The organism is Pseudomonas sp. B21-023 (assembly GCF_024749165.1).
GTDB lineage: Bacteria > Pseudomonadota > Gammaproteobacteria > Pseudomonadales > Pseudomonadaceae > Aquipseudomonas.
In genome coordinates this window covers 3073548-3090523 of record NZ_CP087190.1, presented here as the reverse complement: position 1 = coordinate 3090523, position 16976 = coordinate 3073548, and the positions used below count along the sequence as shown (strand labels likewise).

The following is a 16976-nucleotide window of genomic DNA, read 5'->3' as shown; positions in this document are numbered from 1 at the left end:
TCAGTTGTTGGGGTCGCGGCGGCGGGTCAGGCGCAGATAGAGGGCGTCTTCGTCCTGTTCCAGGCCCAGTGCCATGCGGTTCATGCCCGCGACGTAGCGGTCGCTGGAAATGGGCTCGCGCAGGGGCTGGCCATCCTCGGCCAACGGGCTGCGGCCCAGGGCCTGGGTCAGCGCTTCGATCACCGGCGGCTCGAGCGGGCCGTCGAGGTCGTTGCCGTCGAGGTAGTCCAGGCCTGCGTCCCAGCGCTTTCTGAGCACCTCGAAATGGGCACTGTGTTCCCGGCGCAGCAGGCGCCGCCAGCTCGGTTGCCGGGCGATCCACTGGCGGCGTGCCCCGGCGTCATGGTCCCGGGCATCGACCTCATCGTGCACCGCTTCCTCGGTCCTCGCGGAAATTTCAGCCGTGTGCCGGTACAACATGGCCTGCTGGGGGTCGGGGAAGTCCAGCCGGCTGGCCAGGCCGCTGCGCAGGGCCAGGCGGATCTCGATCAGGTCCAGTCCTTCACCAAGACCATTGTGCAGCACGTCGTCGGACAATGTGTCGACGTGATGCAGGGGCGGCAGCACGGGTCTGGCGCCGCGCTCGGCCAGCGGCCGGGTGGCCCAGGCATCCAGTGCGTGCAGGGCATTGCGCCGGGCCACGCGGGCGTTGAACACCTCCTGGGCCAGCCTGTTCACCTGGTCGCGGCGGAACAGGCGGCGGAAGAACTGGAACAGCGGTGGCGTGGCTACCTCTGCGCCTGCGGCTTCATCATAGGCCATCACTTCGATTTGCAAGGTGCCGAAACCATCGGCCCCGGCATCGCCACAGCTCACCGGGAACTCGCCGGCCACTTCGTCCAGGCGTGCGCGCAGTCGGGTACTGGCGCTTGCGCGCTCGAGCAGTGTCCATACTTGTCGGGCAAATGCTCGGGGCTGGCGACGGGCACTGGCCGACATGCCCGCCTGTTCGACGATTTGGCGCAGGTTGGTGTTGCCGCCCGTGTCGAACAGCGCCCCCCAGGTTGCCCGCTGTTGCTGGCTGGCGCTTTGCAGCCAGTCAATTCGCACTGGTGGAGCGGTGGCGTCGAGGCCCTCGACACGTTGTCCGACCGAAGCGCCGACAATCTGCAGGCTTTCGCGGGTAGTCTCGTCCAGCGGATTGTAATCGAACCGCCAGCGATACTGCGCACGCCTGGCCAGCAGTTCGCCCAGGTAGGGTGATGACAAGAGCGCGGGCAGCCCCGGCACCTGTTCGATGCTGTTCATGCTCAGGTCCACCACCCGCAACATGCAGGGGCTACGCTGCATCAGGTCGCTCAACCCAGTGGGCCACAAGCGCAGTCGGCTGTTGTCCAGACGCAAGGTGGCGAGGTTGTCCAGGCCGGTCAGGTTAGGACTTATGGCAAGGGGGTTGTCGCTCAGGTGCAGGTGGCGCAGTGTTCGCATCGAACTGAACGTATTCGCCGTGTCGGCGTCCAGCGCAATACGATTGGCTCGCAAGTCCAGGGTTTCCAGCGGCAGGCCGGTGAGCATTCGCACGTCTTGCACGGTGAGCGTCAAGCGGTGATGTGGCAATTCCAGGCTACGCAGGCCGTGCAAGGTGGGCAGCACTTCATGGGCCGCGGCGGGTAGCGCGCCCAGGCTGGTGCCGCTCAAGCGCAGTTCCCGCAACTGTGGGGCGTTGCGCAATGCCTGGAGGACCGAACTGGCGCTCAACTGGGGGCTGTTTCGTACATCCACCCGCCTGAGCGATGGGAAGGCCTGGAGGAAGTCGGCGGGCATCTCGATCACATTGAGATTCTCCAGCGACAGCGTGGTGATGTGGTCGAAGCGTGCCGTGAGTGTCGGCAGGGCGTCGAGGGCGACATTCGAAAGGCTCAGCATGTCGCCGTCCAGGCGTTGCCAGGCCCGAACGAGTTGGTCGGCGGTCCTGGTGTAATAAGCACCGACTTCCTCACCCCAGTCGTGGGCGCCTCTGGTAGCCCAGGCGTGAAGCTGGTCGCGCAGCGAGGACAGTTGGGTGCGCAGTGCCTGTATCTGTTCGGTCACACTTCCCCGGACACGCAAAGTGGCCAGCAACTGGCGGACCTCGCGACCGTTCATCCCCGGATACAGGGCATGCAGCTCGCGCTCTGCCCGTGAGGCGAATAAACCGGGGCTAAGGGGATATCCGTATCGCCCTTCGCTCAGGCGCAAGGGTGAGCGCCAGCCCGGCCGTACAGGTTGCTGGCCGAGCAGGCGTGCGGTCGCCGTGCGGTTGGCCAGTGCGGCGTGATAGCGCTGTTCGGGCGTCCATTGTGGGTGTGCGGCCAACAGGCTATCGCTGATGAGCCGGCTGTCGTCATTGGCCAGGCCGGGGCGGTACAAGCCCAGAATCGCCCGGTCCAGTCGGACCCGGGCTTGCATCAGTCGCGCCTCTTCGGCCAGTCGCAGAGGAACCCGTCCGCTGTTCAGGGCTTGCCGTTCGGCGCTGTTGGCCGCGCCCACCAGCTCTTCGAGTGCTTGACTGGGCAGGCCGGGGAACGCGCGCCCGATCATCAGCGCCGGAGCGGAAGCTGGCGTGGCTGGATCGAGATGGATGCGGTCGGCCTTGATGCGCCGAATGGCGTCCTCAAGCAGCGCGGGAGGGCGCCGGCCATCGACGTGGACCTGCTCGAGCACACCGCGTTCCAGGTCGGTACTGTCGAGTACTGCAATCAGCTCCTCATCGGTCAAGCCGTTGGCAAGCGGGCCTAGCCGGCGCATCAGCTTGACCCGCCCCCAGTCCTGTGGCCGCTCGTGCGCCATGCGCCAGGCCCCTCTGCCATTGCCGTGCAGCCGTGGCTGATAGGCCCGTGGGTCGGCCGGGTGCACAACATGCCAGTGCCCCTCAGGGTCTTGGCGAATCTCGTGAAGCGTATTGTCCAGGTCGACGAAATGCCGGTCGTCATGGCGGAAGATGCCTTGCTCGTCCGGCTGCAGGTCCGCCGGCAACTCGACTGGGCTGCGGTACTGCTCGAGCTGGGGGTGCCATAGCAGCTTCTCGCCATCCAGCCAGACACTTTGCATCCAGTCGACAAAGCCGGAGGCCTTGGCCAGCTTGGTAACACCGGCAATGGCGGCCACGCTGCCCAGGTTGACCAGCAGCGACTCGACCTGGTTCACCGCTTCGGCGTTGTCACCTTCAGACCAGGATTCGAAACCGTGGAAAATGCTCGCCATGACCTGGCCCGCACCCACGGCTAGCATGGCAACGTCCAGGCCGGGGACGAACATGGCCGCCACCCCGAGCAGGGTGAGGCCACGCTCGCCCCACAATGCCAGGCGCTCACGCCTGGCCTTGGCATCGATGTCCGCCGTTGGCACCGCGACGCGGCGCGCGTCCTCCTGCAGGCGTTGGACATGGTCATTGAACAGCTTGGGCCATACCGGAAAGGCGACCGCGACCACATGGATCGCCAGTGCCGGGAAGCGGGTGGGACGGGGCGTATCCTGCTCCTGTCGCGAAAGGGTGGCCTGCAACCCTTGCCAGGGATGTGTGCCGGGCTCGGTTTCGGCGAAGGCGGGGGACGGTGTTTCCAGCGGGCTCAAGCCACCTGCGGTGGCTTCGAACAGTCTGGCCTTGAGCTTGCTCGCCATTTGCGGGCGGTCCTTCAGGGCGACATGCTCCAGGAAGCGTTCGCGGTAGGCGGGTTCCAGCAAGCGGCGGCGCAGGTACCTGCCGAAGGCCAGCAGGTTGTTGAACTCCTGCACTGGTTGCGCGTCGTCGAAAGGCAGGTAGGCGATGCACGATGGCGTGGACTGCCTGGTGGATGTCAACAGCAACAGATCGTGCAGCTGGATGTCCAGCATGCGCAAGACCGCTACTTTGGCCGGTGCTCCTCGGTAGCATGGTATCGAGCCCGTGCTACACAGCTGTTGCAGGGACTGGAGGCCGTCGTCTGTCAGGAGTCCGCGCATTCGCGCGATCAGCGCCTGTACTGTGAGCTCATCGCGCCGAGCCTGGCCCCACAGGGCGCGTAACAGCGCTTCACGCTGGCCGCCGTAGATATCCTGCAGGTGCTCCTGATAGCGCCGACCCAGGTCGAGTGCACGGCAGTGGGTGACAAACGCAGTGGTGCTCAGGCCGGGTAGTGCCCTGCTGTCGTCGACACTGACTTGCAGGGTGCTGAAAGGGCCGACCTCGGTCATGCCTTCAAAATTGTGCAGGGCCGCCTCGAGCAGGCTGGTGAGGCTGGCTGTGCCGGCAGGTTCCTCGATCGAGGCCGGTGTACGGGGGACATGATGGGAAGCGTCCGGGTCGGGGAATTCACCGCCCAGGCTCGACGTGAATGGCTGATGCCTGAACTGGGCCTGCGTCAGCGCCACCTGAATGCCCAGCCGTGCCTGCAGCAGCGGCTCGCAGAACTCGGTGATGCCGCGCAAACCTTGTAGTGCCTTGGCCAGCGCCTGATGGCTCGTCGTGCGCTGCTTGATGGCCTGGCGCAGCTCGGCCCGCCGGGCGGCCGAGGCCTGGGCGAACCAGGGGGCGATTTGCCCGTCCTGCTCGACATGCTCGCGGTGGGCGCGCCGCAGCAGTCGACTGGCGTGGTGGGGGTGCAAGTGTCTGGTCCAGCCCGGCAGGCTGCGCAGGATCTGTTGCTGGTGGTAGGGCGGTTCGCTGTGGTGCATGGTCACATTCCAAAAGATGGGAGCGGCCATTCAAGGGCAGGTGGTGGCGCGTGGGGCTGTACATGATTGTCGCCGCCACCAGGGCAATGGCTGACACGTATACGGCCGTTTGCCCCACAGCGGCTGCTGTGTACCCGCCGTCGGTCATTGACGCCAACGACCTAGGGTGTCTTCACAGGTCGGCTGCTATGGTCTAGGCAAAGCCTGATCGTGGAGCTTCGCCATGCCAGCTTTCGCCGTACTACGCATCGACCATGTCGTCCTGCGCGTCAGCGACCTGACTCGCAGCCTGGCTTTCTATCACGAGCTGCTCGGCTGCCCGGTGCGCAAGCGCCGGGACACGCTGGGGATGATCCACCTCGGCGCCGGTGATGGTCTGATCGACCTGGTGGCAGTCGACGGCCCGCTGGGGCGCCAGGGTGGCGCGGCGCCCGGCCAGTGTGGGCATAATGTCGATCATGTGTGCCTGCGCATCGAGCCGTTCGACGAGCAGGCGCTGCGCGCACTGCTGAGCGAGGCCGGGGTCAGGGTGGAGGCTGCCGAAAAACGTTATGGGGCCGAGGGAGAGGGGCTGTCGCTGTATTGCTTCGACCCGGACGGCAACCGGGTCGAGCTCAAGGGGCCGCCATTGTCGGGTTGACCCTTAGTGTGGTGTTTCACAAATAACGACCATAACTCGCGGCGCTTTTTGCGCTCATGCGGCGTTGTCGCTCCTCGCCGTAGCTGGGCTACGACTCGTCGCGACGCCTTGCCTGAGCGCAAAAAACACTCGCGATTTATTGGTCGTACTTGCAAAACACCACACTAGGCGTCGCCCGTCCCCAGCAGCAACCCAACTTGCTGGCGCCTTGGCAAGCGTCGCACCACCAGCTGGTGCGAGCGGCGCAGCAGGTCGCTCAGTTCGTCGCGGCCCATGGGGTAGGGTGGCAGCATGCTGATCCACTTCGCCCGTGCCAGATAGGGGGCCGGGCGCACCCCAGGGCGGTCGCAATAGCCCAGGAATAACTCATCGGCCACCTTGAATGACAGGCCCGCGCCGCCCAGGTCCTGCACGGCGAACATCTTGTTGCCTGCCACCGAGAACACGCGGATGCCTCCCCATTTGTAGTCTTCCTGTGCGCCCGGCAGGGCCAGGCACAGCGCGGCCACTTGCTCCTCGGTCATCCTTTTCTCAGACATAACGCTCTCCACAGGCCTCGAACGAGGTCGCCAGGTGATCGATCCATGCGCGTACCGCCGGCAGCAGGCCGCGCCGGTGTGGGTAGACCGCCTGCAGGTAGCCGCCAGGCAGGGACCAGTCTGGCAGCAGGCGCACCAGTTCGCCACGGGCCAGTTCCTCCTCGCAGAACATTGACGGCAGGGCGGTGAAACCCAGGCCGGTGCGTACCGCCGCATTGCGCACGACGAAGTCGTCGATGGCCAGGCGCGGCTCCAGGGCGACTTCCTCCTGCCGGCCGTTGGGGCCATGCAGGCGAAAATGCACCAGTCGGTCGGCCTCGGCGGCGCCCAGCACCGGCAGGGTCGCCAGCTGTGCGGGCTCGCGGATATGGTCGGCAAAACCTGGCGCGGCCACCAGTTGCATCTGCGCCTGGCGCAGGCGCCTGGTGACCAGGGCGGGGTCCTCATCACCCAGGTCGCGCACGCGCAGGGCCACGTCGATGCCTTCGGAGATCAGGTCGACCCGGCGGTTGAGCAGCACCATGTCCAATTGCACCAAGGGGTACTGGGCAAGGAAGCGGCTGATGATATCCGGCAGGAATGCATGGGCCAGGGCAACGGGGCACGATACCCGCAACCGCCCCCTGGGCTCGCTGGACATGCTGGCCACCACTTCATCGGCCATCTCCGCCTCCAGCAGCATCGCCTGGCAGTGGCTCAGGTAGCGCTCGCCCACGGCGGTCAGTTTGAGTTGCCGGGTGGTGCGCTGCAGCAGGCGCGTGCCCAGGCGCTCCTCCAGCTCGGCGATGCGCCGCGACAGGCGCGACTTGGGAATGCCCAGCTGGCGCCCGGCGGCAGCGAAGCCACCGGCTTCGACCACCCGGGCGAAGTAGAAGAGGTGACCTGTTTTCCTAGAGAAACCATTGATCAAAACTGATATTTCCTTTATCGATCAACGGGATAGAAGGATTTTGCTTTTGACGAATGATCAAAATCAGCACTTTGATCAGGCTCATTGATTGAGATTAGGATAGCCGAGGAGGAGAGGCTGGTGGAGCTCTCCACTGAAAGCAACGCATTGGCTAAGGACGCAACATCACCTTTTACAAAGGCCGGTCACCACAGCGATCGAACGCATGTGCCAGGTGATCCAACCAAGCCCTGACAGCCGGCAACACTCCACGCCTGTGCGGGTAGACCGCCTGGAGCCACGCAGGGGCGCAATGCCAATCAGGAAGCATGCGAACAAGCTCTCCGTTGGCCAGTTCGCTCTCACAGTGCATTAACGGCAAAACCGTGAAGCCCAGACCACCCAGCGCCGCTTCCTTACGCATGATGAAGTCTTCGACACCCAAACGGGCAGGCATAGCGATCTCGTACCGCTCGCCGGCCTGGTTGAACAAGCGCATTCTGGCCAGCCGGTCAGAGTCTAAAGCCCCCAGGAAGGGCAGAGCCATGAGTTCTTTGGGGTGACAAACAGGGTGGGCGGCAAGGAAATCTGGAGAAGCCACAACCTCCGTACGAGCCTCACGCAAGCGCTTGGTGACGAGATTTGGCTCTTCATCTTCGGCTTCGCGAACGCGCAGCGCGACATCGATACCTTCATTGATCAAGTCGACTCGGCGATTGACCAATAGCAGATCGAGCTGGACTTGTGGGTACCGGGTGAGGAAATCACGAACCAGTGGATTTAAGAATTGATTCGCCAAGCCGACCGGGCTACTCACCCGTAGTGGGCCCCGTGGCTCACTGGTTGCGCTGGCAACCACTTCATCGGCTTGCTCAGCTTCCAAGAGCATTGCCTGGCAGTGGCGCAGGTACCGTTCACCTAAAGCAGTGAGCTGCAACTTGCGTGTTGTGCGTTGAAGGAGGCGAGCGTTGAGCCGCTCCTCCAATTCCGCGATACGGCGGGATAACCTTGACTTTGGGATGCCAAGCAGGCGGCCTGCCGCAGCGAAACCACCAGCCTCCACGACCTTCGCGAAATAGAAGAGGTCATTCAAATTTCGGGGTTCACCAATAGCCACTTTCGGACGACCTTAGGACATAGGGAGCTAGGCATGCAGGGCATGCATTATGCCTGAGTCGGCAGAGGCCTGTACCCGTCCACAATTCAGGTATCAAAGTCACCTACGCCGCTGTGCTGTAAGACGTGGCGCTTGCGCGTTGAGCTTCACGATTTCTTCAGACGATTACTGACGGTTTGCCGAGAAATCCCCAACTTTCTCGCAACCTCCGCCTTACTATAGCCTTGATCGACGAGCTCTTTGATTTGCTCTCTCAACTCAAGGGATGCCGCGACATTTGGGTGTGGCTTCTTCGACGGCAGAGCCGGTATCTCGCTGCAGAGCAAGCCGGTGGACTCAAGGTCTTTTGCAAGGTGATCCAAAACCTGTTGTGGCGTCTGTCCGCGCTCTGCAGCGTAAGCGAGCGTCAGCAAGGTCAAAGGATCCACTCCCAGTGCTTTCGCCAGCTCTTGGCTAACGTCTAGCGTCACAGATCGAGCACCCGCTTCGAGACGACTGATGTAGCTAGGGTCGACGGCCTCTGCCAAATCCTGCTGCGATGACTCGCGGCGGGTACGAAGCAATTGCAAGGCTGCGGCAAAGTTTTCCGGACAGTCCACCTCCGGTGTCTAGATCAGATGACCTTTGACTTCCTCCCTCCCTTGATCTGAAGAGCTGACCCTATGGCCTTTGGGCTGTTCCCATAAGAAAAACCTAAAGGTGCGATTCTGACGGGGAGTGCAAAGAAAATCTCTCAAGAGTACCAACACATCAACGCGTAGCTCTAATAACATCCACAGGGCATTTGCGTGCCGCTAATGCCCGGAGCGCCCTGTTTCCGAGGAGTGCCAGTAGAGGCCCATGAAGCCTCCGAAAGGGCCTATGAGCAGTTGTGAGAAGTAAGGCGCCATACTCCTGCGGCTGAGCCTTTCGAAGCTAATACGTCCCCCGGTGCAGATTAGCGCCGGTCTAGGGGGCTGATGTCGCCAATCCCGATTCAAGAGCTTCAAGTATCAGTTATCGCCGCTGTCGGGCTGCTGGCCTGCGCAGGGATTGCCCGCAAGCCCGGAGATTCTCGTACCGTTCGACGTGCTATGGCATCTCCCAGCCGGGTGTCAACTACCCTTAGCTTAGGGATACGTCCGAGGCCATCTTTCAGGATGTTTAGCCCACGTGGAGTCACCCGCTTCTGCTTGTAGGCCAGAGGGCGTTACCAGCAATCAGCAAGCAGCAACCCACCTCCCCCCAACACTTCATACGAGAGGATAAGCCATGGCAGATGATTCCAGCTCAAACAAACCTAGCGGTACGGCTAATCTGGTGACCCATTACACCCAGTACAGCGATCTTGAGAAAGAGTATGACCCTGATGTCGCAGCAGGTCTGATGAAGAAGGCTTTGGAGCGTCAGGGGCTGCAGCAGAGCGGGGAGGGGGTTAAAGCGTGGGCGGCGATCAACAACGCGATCGTTACTAAGCCGGTAGACCTCGCTCAGGAGGTTGCTCAGGGTAGCGCTAAGGCTGATGCCGTGGTGCAAGGCCTTTTCAGTTCTGAGCCGGCGGCTGTAGATGCGTCAGCGGGTAATCAGTCTGTTGATCGTTCGGGTGACTTAAATTATCCGTTCGACCAGATTTCCAGCGAAGAGATGGACAGCGACGATTACGATTTTGAAAATTGCGATGCAGAGGCCGATGAAGAGGCTCAAGAAGACCCTCGACCTTCTCTAAGTGAAATTTATAACATGGACAGTGAGGAAGATGCACAAGACGAGGCGTATGACGACATGCTCAAGCTCATCGAAAAGCCATAGCGCCATAGTATCTGGAGGCTCCTTCTTGGTGTTACATGTAGTGGAAGTGGATCATTGTCCAGTCTTGCAGGTGCATTGCAATCCACTGGTTGGGGCTCATCAATATGAGCCCCAACCAGCCTCCCTCACTTCGAGGCGGAAAGAAATACATTACTTATAAAGAATTTTGAAATCAAATCCCTGATGACCTCACGATTCTCAAACGCCTGCACAAGTGTGTACCCGGCCTTCATTACCTGATCAATCGCCTGGTACTCCACATGCTTGATGAAGGTATTGGTGCTTTGCTTGTCAAGGCGAAGCTCCGGAAGTGGTTTCCCAGGGTTCTCGTACACGAGTCCCTGCATAATGCCGCAAATGCTATTGCCAAATCCCTGGGCGTAGACGTGCGATGTGGTTTTCAGGTGTCTCGCTAGCAGTTGGCTGAAGTACGTTAAGTCAGCCTCGCCAAGTAGGGCGCGGAGACGCCCAAAATCGACACAGATGCCAATGCCGTGATCCTGGCATTCAAATACTGACTGGTATTCTTCAACCTTCCGCTTGGAGGGGGATAGCGCCAAGTACTCCTGCTTGCATCGTGCTATCGGTGAATCAATGATCTGATCGGTAGCTTTACTCGCTTCGTCAACGGATGAAAAAAGAGCCTCAGCGATCGGGCGCACAATATACCTGGCATCGTCGTCATTCATAGCCATCTCGATGCTCAGGAATCCCCGGAAAGCCCTCAGCTGTGTCAGGTCAGTCCTTGCTGTGCTTCGCTTTTTAGTGATCACCAAGAAAGCGTTGAAGATATACAGGCTATCCGATGCATCCACTTGCAATCGACAGGCATAAAAAGGCTGCTTTACGGCCTTCTCATTCAGCGCGCTCATGCCATGAGGAATACCCGCGTCATGAAGCTTGATTTGCGTGAGGGTGATCATTCTGGTTGATTCCTCGTGCTCAGGTAAGGTGAGTTAGATGCCGGTGAGTGACTTCAGGTTAGCAAAGCTTTTTTAACGCGCTAGACTCACGAAATTTTAGCGGTTGGGACGGTTCAATATATAAGTAAATCGATGAATTTAACTTGGTGGCCGAAGGTTGGCTAAGCAGGTGAAGGAGGTGTTTGAATGGGATTGCCGCAAGGCGAGTCGTGCCTAGGAGTAGGAGGCGACGTCAGTGCACTGGGCTCACGGCGAGGACGATATAGTGCATGCGCTGGCACAGCGCGGAGCACGCTGCGCTCGAAGCTATGAAAGCTGCTGCTATGGAGTAATGGTTACATCGGCGTAGTCACGAAATAGTCTTCAGTTGTTCTGTATGGAGATGTACAGTCCAATTCTAAGAAATCAAGGTTAGGCCAGTAGTTCTCTAATTCAGAATAGTCAAGTGCTTGTGACAGTTCACGTTCTGTCGGGTCTAGATAGCTCCACACAAGCGTCATTCTTGCATCCCATTTCTTAGCTCTCAGTAGCTCTTCGCTATGACATCTGCTGAAGCCAAGATGTAACATGTCTCCGACAAAATCGGCTTTCGAGGCATATCGATTGCTTGGGTATGAGTACGCAACAAAGTCTGCCAGTCGGTAGGCTAATCCAATGCGCTGGAAAACTGATTTGTCGGTTGATTCAATTTTGCTCGTCGTATGCTTCACGACGTATCTTGCAGAGTTGTGGGCGTCAACCGAGATGGATAGGGAAAGGGTGCTCATAAGATTTACCAGTAATTCTTTGTTATTATGAGTTAATGATGGCACGCCCTGATAGTTGTGGCAATACTCCAAGCCATTGACGCCTCGAGCCTTTGAGGTATATCGAGTGATTTTTGCAATAGGAGCGGTCTCGTGGAAGGCGCGAGAAGCCACTCCCAATTATGTTGGCCTGAACAATGCGTATAGAAGCTTGCGCTACCAGTCGCAATCAGCCCTGGCCATTACACCGCATCGACAGGCGTACCAATGTCATGTTGAATGCGCAAGCAAACCTTCCCAGCGATCATATCTATACAGCGTACCAAAGTGGTGATGGCCTTGGCGTCGAAACTACGGTGTTCCGGATCTTCCATACGGATCGCATAGATCTCAGTCATATTGAAGTCTTGATGAATGACTTCTGACGTGAACGTATAGACGGTGTCATAGAAGCTCCGCCCGAGCGGGGACATCTGCGCCTTGTTGCTGACATTACTCAAGAAGTCATAGCAGTATCTCATGCTCTCAGCCCAAACCTTGTTTCGCTTGGCATTATCAGAGCGCGAAGCCATCGTTAAGGCGGCTTCAAAGCCTTTGCGATGTACCGTTGAGTGGGTTTGCAGCCAGAAGCCTACCTGCTCTGGGGCCAACCAATCGACGTAGAAATCCAACGAGATTTCGTAGATAGAACGAAGCAATGCAGTTGCTTGATAGTAGAAGCTATTTTTGATGAGCAGCCTGATGGCTTGAATGTTTTCATTCAGGCGATAAAGGACGGAAAATAATGTCTGATGGTAATGGATGCCACTGCTGTAGTTTCCGTGAAATTTTTTCAGTCGCTCGATCAGGGCTTCGATGTTTCGTTGGATGTGTTCGAGCTTTGAATCATTATCGGGGAATGCCTTTCTACCAAGGATCGAGTAATAATCGCTTCTCTCCGGCTGTGGCAGTATTGAGCAGATGAAGCCGCCCAGATCCTCTTCGTGATAGTACTGGTGCCTGACTTGGAATGCGCTTTCTTCAAGCTCAGCTGACGTCTCCAGGATCACGACGGGTACGCTCTCAATCCCGAGTTCCTTGTAAGCCAGGTAAACATGGTTGTCGTCTGGCGCAATGAATTTTACGTCCGAGCCTGAGTTGATGTTTTTGTAGATGTAGAGTCCTGGTCGGTGTCCTGATCTGATCATGTCCTTTGCGTAGTCAATCATGTCCTTGCGGATAGGATCTTCAACGAAGTCGAATCGCCCATTATTTCTCTGATAAAAACCGTTTAGGATTCTGTCCAGCGGTAGGCGGGTGAGCAGAGCTTGCTTCTTCCCATTGCTGTATGTCAGATATTTTTTTAGGAAAATTTCATCTACGACCAAGTCATCGCGACATCGAATTTTAGCGATGGGGATTTCTGTGGTGATAGGTCGGCGTACGAGTTTTCTTGATTCGGTTTTGATCATTATTTGCTTCCTTTCGGTGTCTATCGGTAGCCGGTATGACAGAGGAGCGCCTAGGCGCCTAGTGAACCAACTACTCAGATCCTATCTGTTATGAGTGTCGAAAGGACTGCACGATAGGTTGAGCAGGAAGGCAGCCCCTGAAACTACCCCCGAATCGAACACCATTGTCCAAGGGGGTTATCCTTCTCAGGGGATACCTTTTTGGATTACCCCCTCATGCGCCGTAAAAGCTCGTCGAGCCTTCGGAACTGATCGTTATCTCTGAGCTCAGGGGCTGACTGCTCGATATCTTCCAGGCATTTTCGGAGGTCTTTGGGAAAGATCTGATGCTCCCCGGTCACAGCCGCAAGAAGTCTCAACGAATCTGCTGGGTAGTGCCTGCAAAGGCCAGAGTTCTCCATCTTCTGCATCACGGAATAGGTGAAGTCGAGTGGCATCAACCAGTCGGAGACGGCGTTGAGGGCTACAGGGAATTGTTTCCCGGCAGCCACGGCTAGCTGGGCAAGGGAGTCTGCGATTCTCTCTGTTATCAGCCCACGATTTTTTGGCCATATGCGCTTCCAGAACGGATGAACACGGTGTAGCCAGTTTTCCTCACGTTGATCTGCCGCTCCTTCAAGCGATTGCGAGAGCGCCTGTGCCGATTCCTCAAGCCCGTCGACAGGTAGTGCTGCGAAGGCCCTACGAAGTTCTTGGTTTGAGTAACCCTCGGTGGGGCCTAGTGCAACATAGGTCAATAAAGCGGCAAATTGCTGCTTGTGCTCACCCAGTTCGTCATAGTGATGGGCCGTCTGCAGAAATTCATTTTTGATGGCCGCTTGCAGCGGTTGATACAGCCGGGCCGACCATAGAAACCCTTCCCAGATACCCTTTGCTTCCAACGCATCTCGATCCCAGTTCAACAGAGGGAGGAGGCGGCGCTCTGCCCAATCCTTGTCTACCCGGTAGAGTGAGATCAGGTGCGATCCTAGAATCACTCGACCATGGCGGTTGCGTTGGATACTCGTGTCCGTCAGCTCAGTGAAAAAGTCCGACAATGCTGGGGGTAAGCGTTGGTTATCACTAGGGGACTGCTGATACCAGTGATTGATCAGCGTCTGAGTGACCATACCGACGGGGTGGTTGATGGCTTGATTGACGGGGGGAACCGTAGAGTAATCGTCTTCTGAATCATCATCTGACACACATGGCACGTCCATGAGTCGTCGGCATAGCGCGTACAACTGATGCTCATCCTTGATGATGGTCTTGTCAGAAACCACTTCCAACCAATTGGAAACGCTATGAGCGATGTCGGCCAATTTATCATCAGAGAGGGCTAACAATACGGGTACTGCCCGCGTCCAGAAGCGAGCATGGAATCGTCTATCCCACCAAGCCCGGAGTGCTTCCCGCCAGCGCTCGACAGGCCATTCTCCCTGTGAGGTAAATTCAGAGAGCGCGAACAGGGCATTCAGGGGGTGAGTACTACATGTTTCGCTCCATGTGTCCCGGCTGAGCCCATAGGACTCCTTGGGCGGTAACTTGAGCCATTCGATCAACTCGGCCTTTTTGTTAGGCGCGACGTTGACCTCGATGCTGTTTTCAAAGTCGGGATCACCTGTACCACTCATCCAGTGGGAGAATTCATCACGCTCATTTTCCGATACCCGCCAGCGTGGGTTGGCTACGGAAAGCTGCTCCAGTCGTTTGCGCGCGGTGGCATTTAGTTTGAATCCAGACCTTTGGAGCTTGGCCAGGCGTAGCCAGATTGAGTGAGCAGTCGAGTCCTGAATGCGCTCTGGCTCTAAATCGGGGCGGAACATTTCACGTGGAGGGCCTTCGAGGATCGCCCGCTGAAGCTGCGCCCCGGCTGACCTGGATAGTTTGCTGCCCTGAAGCACTATCAGGCGCAATACCTCCCGCTGGGTTTCAAGCGACCATATCCACCAGCCATCTTCACTGGTGAGCCACGCCGCCCATAGATTCTGGTCGACGCTACCTTCCTGGCAGGCTGCAAAAAGTGCTAACCGCTTGAACGTTGCATAGGGCATTTCGAACCACCGCTCCGCGATTTGGCTCGCATGTCTCGGATTTTCTAATCGCAACGCAAGCCATGCATCGCGTAGTAGTTCGATAAGCGTGACCCAGTCCCGGTTTCCTCGGTTTTGTGGGTGCTGTGAAACGGAAGGCAGGTACCAGTAAGACCTGTCTGAGCGATTGGTTGCATCTCCAAGGATGTTTGCAAGATCCAATGCCTCTAGCAGGAGGCGCTCGAAATCATCGATAAGCCCCGGTAGAAATCCGTTCATCTGGCAAGTCATCAAGTCTTGCAGCGTTGAGCGGACGTGGCTCGAGGCCAACACAAGCTCCCAATTCAAGCGGTCTTTAAGGCGTATTGCCCCGTCCTTGTCACTGGCATCATCTCCCCAATGCATCGAGCCCCTGATCAGTAATTTGGGTGCAAGTAATGCGCGAAGCTCGAGTCGATGAAGTACTGACATGCCTTCTTTTCTGACGCGACTCAGCCAGCTGTTAAGGCGAGTGGGTTGCCAAAGCGACTTGACTCGACCGCTGAGCACTATGCGCCATAGCAGCTCCATCTGGGGTGTAGGAATAGCATTGGGAGCGTTCGTTGAAATTTCCTTAAGCTCCAAGCTCCCCCCATCTCGGTGGAGCGACGTCAAACGGTCTAGTTGATTCTCGATCAACGTTCCCAAGTGGCTGTGCAGGACGCCTCCTTGTGACACTACCCACAGCAACAATTGCGGATCATTCAAGTGCCTGACTAACCACCGTGATAGATGGAGCATGACCTCATCCATGGCGACATTGCTTACATCGCCAGATGCAAGCCGCATTCTTGGAGCCAGCCCATGAGGAGTCGGTCGATTGACCAGACTGAATCGCAGATCTCTATCCACATCCTGTGATGCTAGGATGCCAAAGCGATTTAGGTCACAGTGTCGGAAGCGTTCCTCTGCGAACGCATGTGTTAGCCATTCGAGAGAAGGGGCTGGATTGTAATCTGCGAAATGTCGGGCCGGATCGCCAGTCTTATCCGCGAGTGCCCAGAGCATTCGCCCTACAAAGTCATCTTCCTTGGTGCTGGACGAAGGGCGTGCAAGCGCATGCAGCGAGACCATCCGCGTCTTTCCGATGATTCCGTCCCGGTAGGTCTCACTCCACTCGTGGAGCGTGTTATGCATGAGCGAATGGTCGTGGCTGCCCGGTACCACTTTGTAGAGGATGGGTATTACCCCCTTGGCTTTCCACTCATTGGTCTTGAGCTCTTCTTGGCCAGGCGCGCAATCGCCGAAGGCCCACGCCTGGGGTGTGCTTTCTCCCTGCATCCGGTCAGCCGCGATTGCGTCCATCATGTAGCGGAGCACCGGGTCATTGATGCTGTACCCTACGAAACAGACGACATAGTTGCGGAAGAGCTCACTCACGAATCGTGCTGCCCATCGCTCGGTTAGGTACGCAAGACCAAAGTCGCCACTGGTGATAACCAAGCGATTCAACGCATCATCATCAGGCTCGATCGGCAGCACACCATGTAAGGCTACCAATCCATTCCACCGGCTTTTTTTGGGGATCGGTAGCATGGGCGCGGTGTAGGTCTGCAGCTTTTGCTTGGAGCGCTTAGCCGCTGCGTCAAATATCCTGTCAAAGTTCGTGGTGACGAGCCGAAGTGTGTCCTGCCTTGTGCGTGCAAGCCTGAGCAGTGCTTTGTGTGTAGCCGTGGCGCTTTTGGGTTTGAGGTCAGGTTGCAATGCCTCAGCTAACGCGAGCCTCATTTTCCCCTGGTGGCCGTACATCCCACGTTGGCCGGGCATCCTCCGCTCGAGAAGGTCGAGTGTTGCGTCGTATTTCTGGCTATCGAACGCTTGCTGCTCGATCTCGTCTTTCTCTGTTCCCAACAGGTCGTAGATTTTCTCAACCAAGCCTTCGAAACCTGGTAGACCCGCAGGGTACGAAATTCCAGCTCCGCAGAAGAACACCACTTTCTCTTCTTCATGTGCCTGCAAAAGCTCTTCGGGGACGTCTGGCCCATCTGCTACAAACTGCATGCTGCTCCTCCTAGAGCACGAAGGCTGAGCACGCTCAGCGAAATCTGATTTGGGGTTTCTGATGACTGCACCAGGTCTCGGCGCGAAGCGATGCCACAACGCCCACCTGTGATTCAGTGCTGAGCTGTGCTCGGCTCTGATGGGCTGGCCAGGGAGGGGAGATTTTGACAGCGTATTTAAGGCTGCGCATCAGACTTGA

Annotated in this window: 11 protein-coding genes; 2 read left to right on the top strand and 9 right to left on the bottom strand. The window is 57.9% G+C overall.

Annotated elements, in window-relative coordinates:
• Entirely contained in the window at window positions 1-4632 is a 4632-nt protein-coding gene (locus LOY42_RS13840; protein ID WP_258597967.1) for an NEL-type E3 ubiquitin ligase domain-containing protein, read from the bottom strand.
• 223 nt (window positions 4633-4855) lie between these two features.
• Here LOY42_RS13840 and LOY42_RS13835 point away from each other — a divergent pair, with 223 nt between their 5' ends.
• Window positions 4856-5272, top strand: a complete 417-nt coding sequence (locus tag LOY42_RS13835) for a VOC family protein (protein ID WP_198755055.1) — start codon at window positions 4856-4858, stop codon at window positions 5270-5272.
• A 164-nt stretch (window positions 5273-5436) separates the two neighbouring features.
• On the opposite strand, the gene LOY42_RS13830 is transcribed toward LOY42_RS13835, so the two are convergent.
• The 4 genes from LOY42_RS13830 to LOY42_RS13815 all read right to left on the bottom strand — a co-directional run bounded on the left by LOY42_RS13830 (window position 5437) and on the right by LOY42_RS13815 (window position 8416).
• Entirely contained in the window at window positions 5437-5811 is a 375-nt protein-coding gene (locus LOY42_RS13830; protein WP_110701295.1) for an MmcQ/YjbR family DNA-binding protein, read from the bottom strand.
• Complete coding sequence (locus LOY42_RS13825) at window positions 5804-6721, bottom strand: LysR substrate-binding domain-containing protein (protein ID WP_258597966.1); 918 nt, start codon at window positions 6719-6721, stop codon at window positions 5804-5806. The genes LOY42_RS13830 and LOY42_RS13825 overlap by 8 nt, the downstream gene beginning before the upstream one ends.
• 172 nt (window positions 6722-6893) lie before the next feature.
• Window positions 6894-7817 carry a LysR substrate-binding domain-containing protein gene (locus LOY42_RS13820; RefSeq protein ID WP_172287592.1) on the bottom strand — a complete coding sequence of 308 codons (924 nt, stop codon included), beginning with the start codon at window positions 7815-7817 and terminating at the stop codon, window positions 6894-6896.
• 146 nt (window positions 7818-7963) lie between these two features.
• Window positions 7964-8416 (bottom strand): helix-turn-helix domain-containing protein, encoded by a 453-nt coding sequence (locus LOY42_RS13815; protein ID WP_172287594.1) that lies wholly within the window; start codon window positions 8414-8416, stop codon window positions 7964-7966.
• A 652-nt stretch (window positions 8417-9068) separates the two neighbouring features.
• Here LOY42_RS13815 and LOY42_RS13810 point away from each other — a divergent pair.
• Entirely contained in the window at window positions 9069-9605 is a 537-nt protein-coding gene (locus LOY42_RS13810) for a hypothetical protein (RefSeq protein WP_172287882.1), read from the top strand.
• 125 nt (window positions 9606-9730) lie between these two features.
• Here the strand turns inward: LOY42_RS13810 and LOY42_RS13805 are convergent, their stop codons facing one another.
• The 4 genes from LOY42_RS13805 to dsr1 all read right to left on the bottom strand — a co-directional run bounded on the left by LOY42_RS13805 (window position 9731) and on the right by dsr1 (window position 16777).
• A complete protein-coding gene (locus LOY42_RS13805; RefSeq protein ID WP_172287880.1) occupies window positions 9731-10528 on the bottom strand; it encodes a hypothetical protein in 798 nt (265 codons plus the stop codon).
• A gap of 335 nt (window positions 10529-10863) precedes the next feature.
• On the bottom strand, window positions 10864-11295 hold the full coding sequence (locus LOY42_RS13800) for a hypothetical protein (protein WP_172287878.1): 432 nt from the start codon (window positions 11293-11295) through the stop codon (window positions 10864-10866).
• A gap of 221 nt (window positions 11296-11516) precedes the next feature.
• A complete protein-coding gene (locus tag LOY42_RS13795; protein WP_172287876.1) occupies window positions 11517-12725 on the bottom strand; it encodes a DUF5677 domain-containing protein in 1209 nt (402 codons plus the stop codon).
• A 206-nt stretch (window positions 12726-12931) separates the two neighbouring features.
• Entirely contained in the window at window positions 12932-16777 is a 3846-nt protein-coding gene (dsr1, locus tag LOY42_RS13790) for an anti-phage defense-associated sirtuin Dsr1 (protein ID WP_172287874.1), read from the bottom strand.
• Window positions 16778-16976: the final 199 nt, after the last annotated feature.

Excerpts from the sequence above, each read along its gene's own strand:
- LOY42_RS13835 (WP_198755055.1), top strand. The coding sequence starts at position 4,856 with ATGCCAGCTTTCGCCGTACTACGCATCGACCATGTCGTCCTGCGCGTC.
- LOY42_RS13840 (WP_258597967.1), bottom strand. The coding sequence starts at position 4,632 with ATGCACCACAGCGAACCGCCCTACCACCAGCAACAGATCCTGCGCAGC.
- dsr1 (WP_172287874.1), bottom strand. The coding sequence starts at position 16,777 with ATGCAGTTTGTAGCAGATGGGCCAGACGTCCCCGAAGAGCTTTTGCAG.
- LOY42_RS13800 (WP_172287878.1), bottom strand. The coding sequence starts at position 11,295 with ATGAGCACCCTTTCCCTATCCATCTCGGTTGACGCCCACAACTCTGCA.
- LOY42_RS13830 (WP_110701295.1), bottom strand. The coding sequence starts at position 5,811 with ATGTCTGAGAAAAGGATGACCGAGGAGCAAGTGGCCGCGCTGTGCCTG.
- LOY42_RS13810 (WP_172287882.1), top strand. The coding sequence starts at position 9,069 with ATGGCAGATGATTCCAGCTCAAACAAACCTAGCGGTACGGCTAATCTG.
- LOY42_RS13795 (WP_172287876.1), bottom strand. The coding sequence starts at position 12,725 with ATGATCAAAACCGAATCAAGAAAACTCGTACGCCGACCTATCACCACA.
- LOY42_RS13805 (WP_172287880.1), bottom strand. The coding sequence starts at position 10,528 with ATGATCACCCTCACGCAAATCAAGCTTCATGACGCGGGTATTCCTCAT.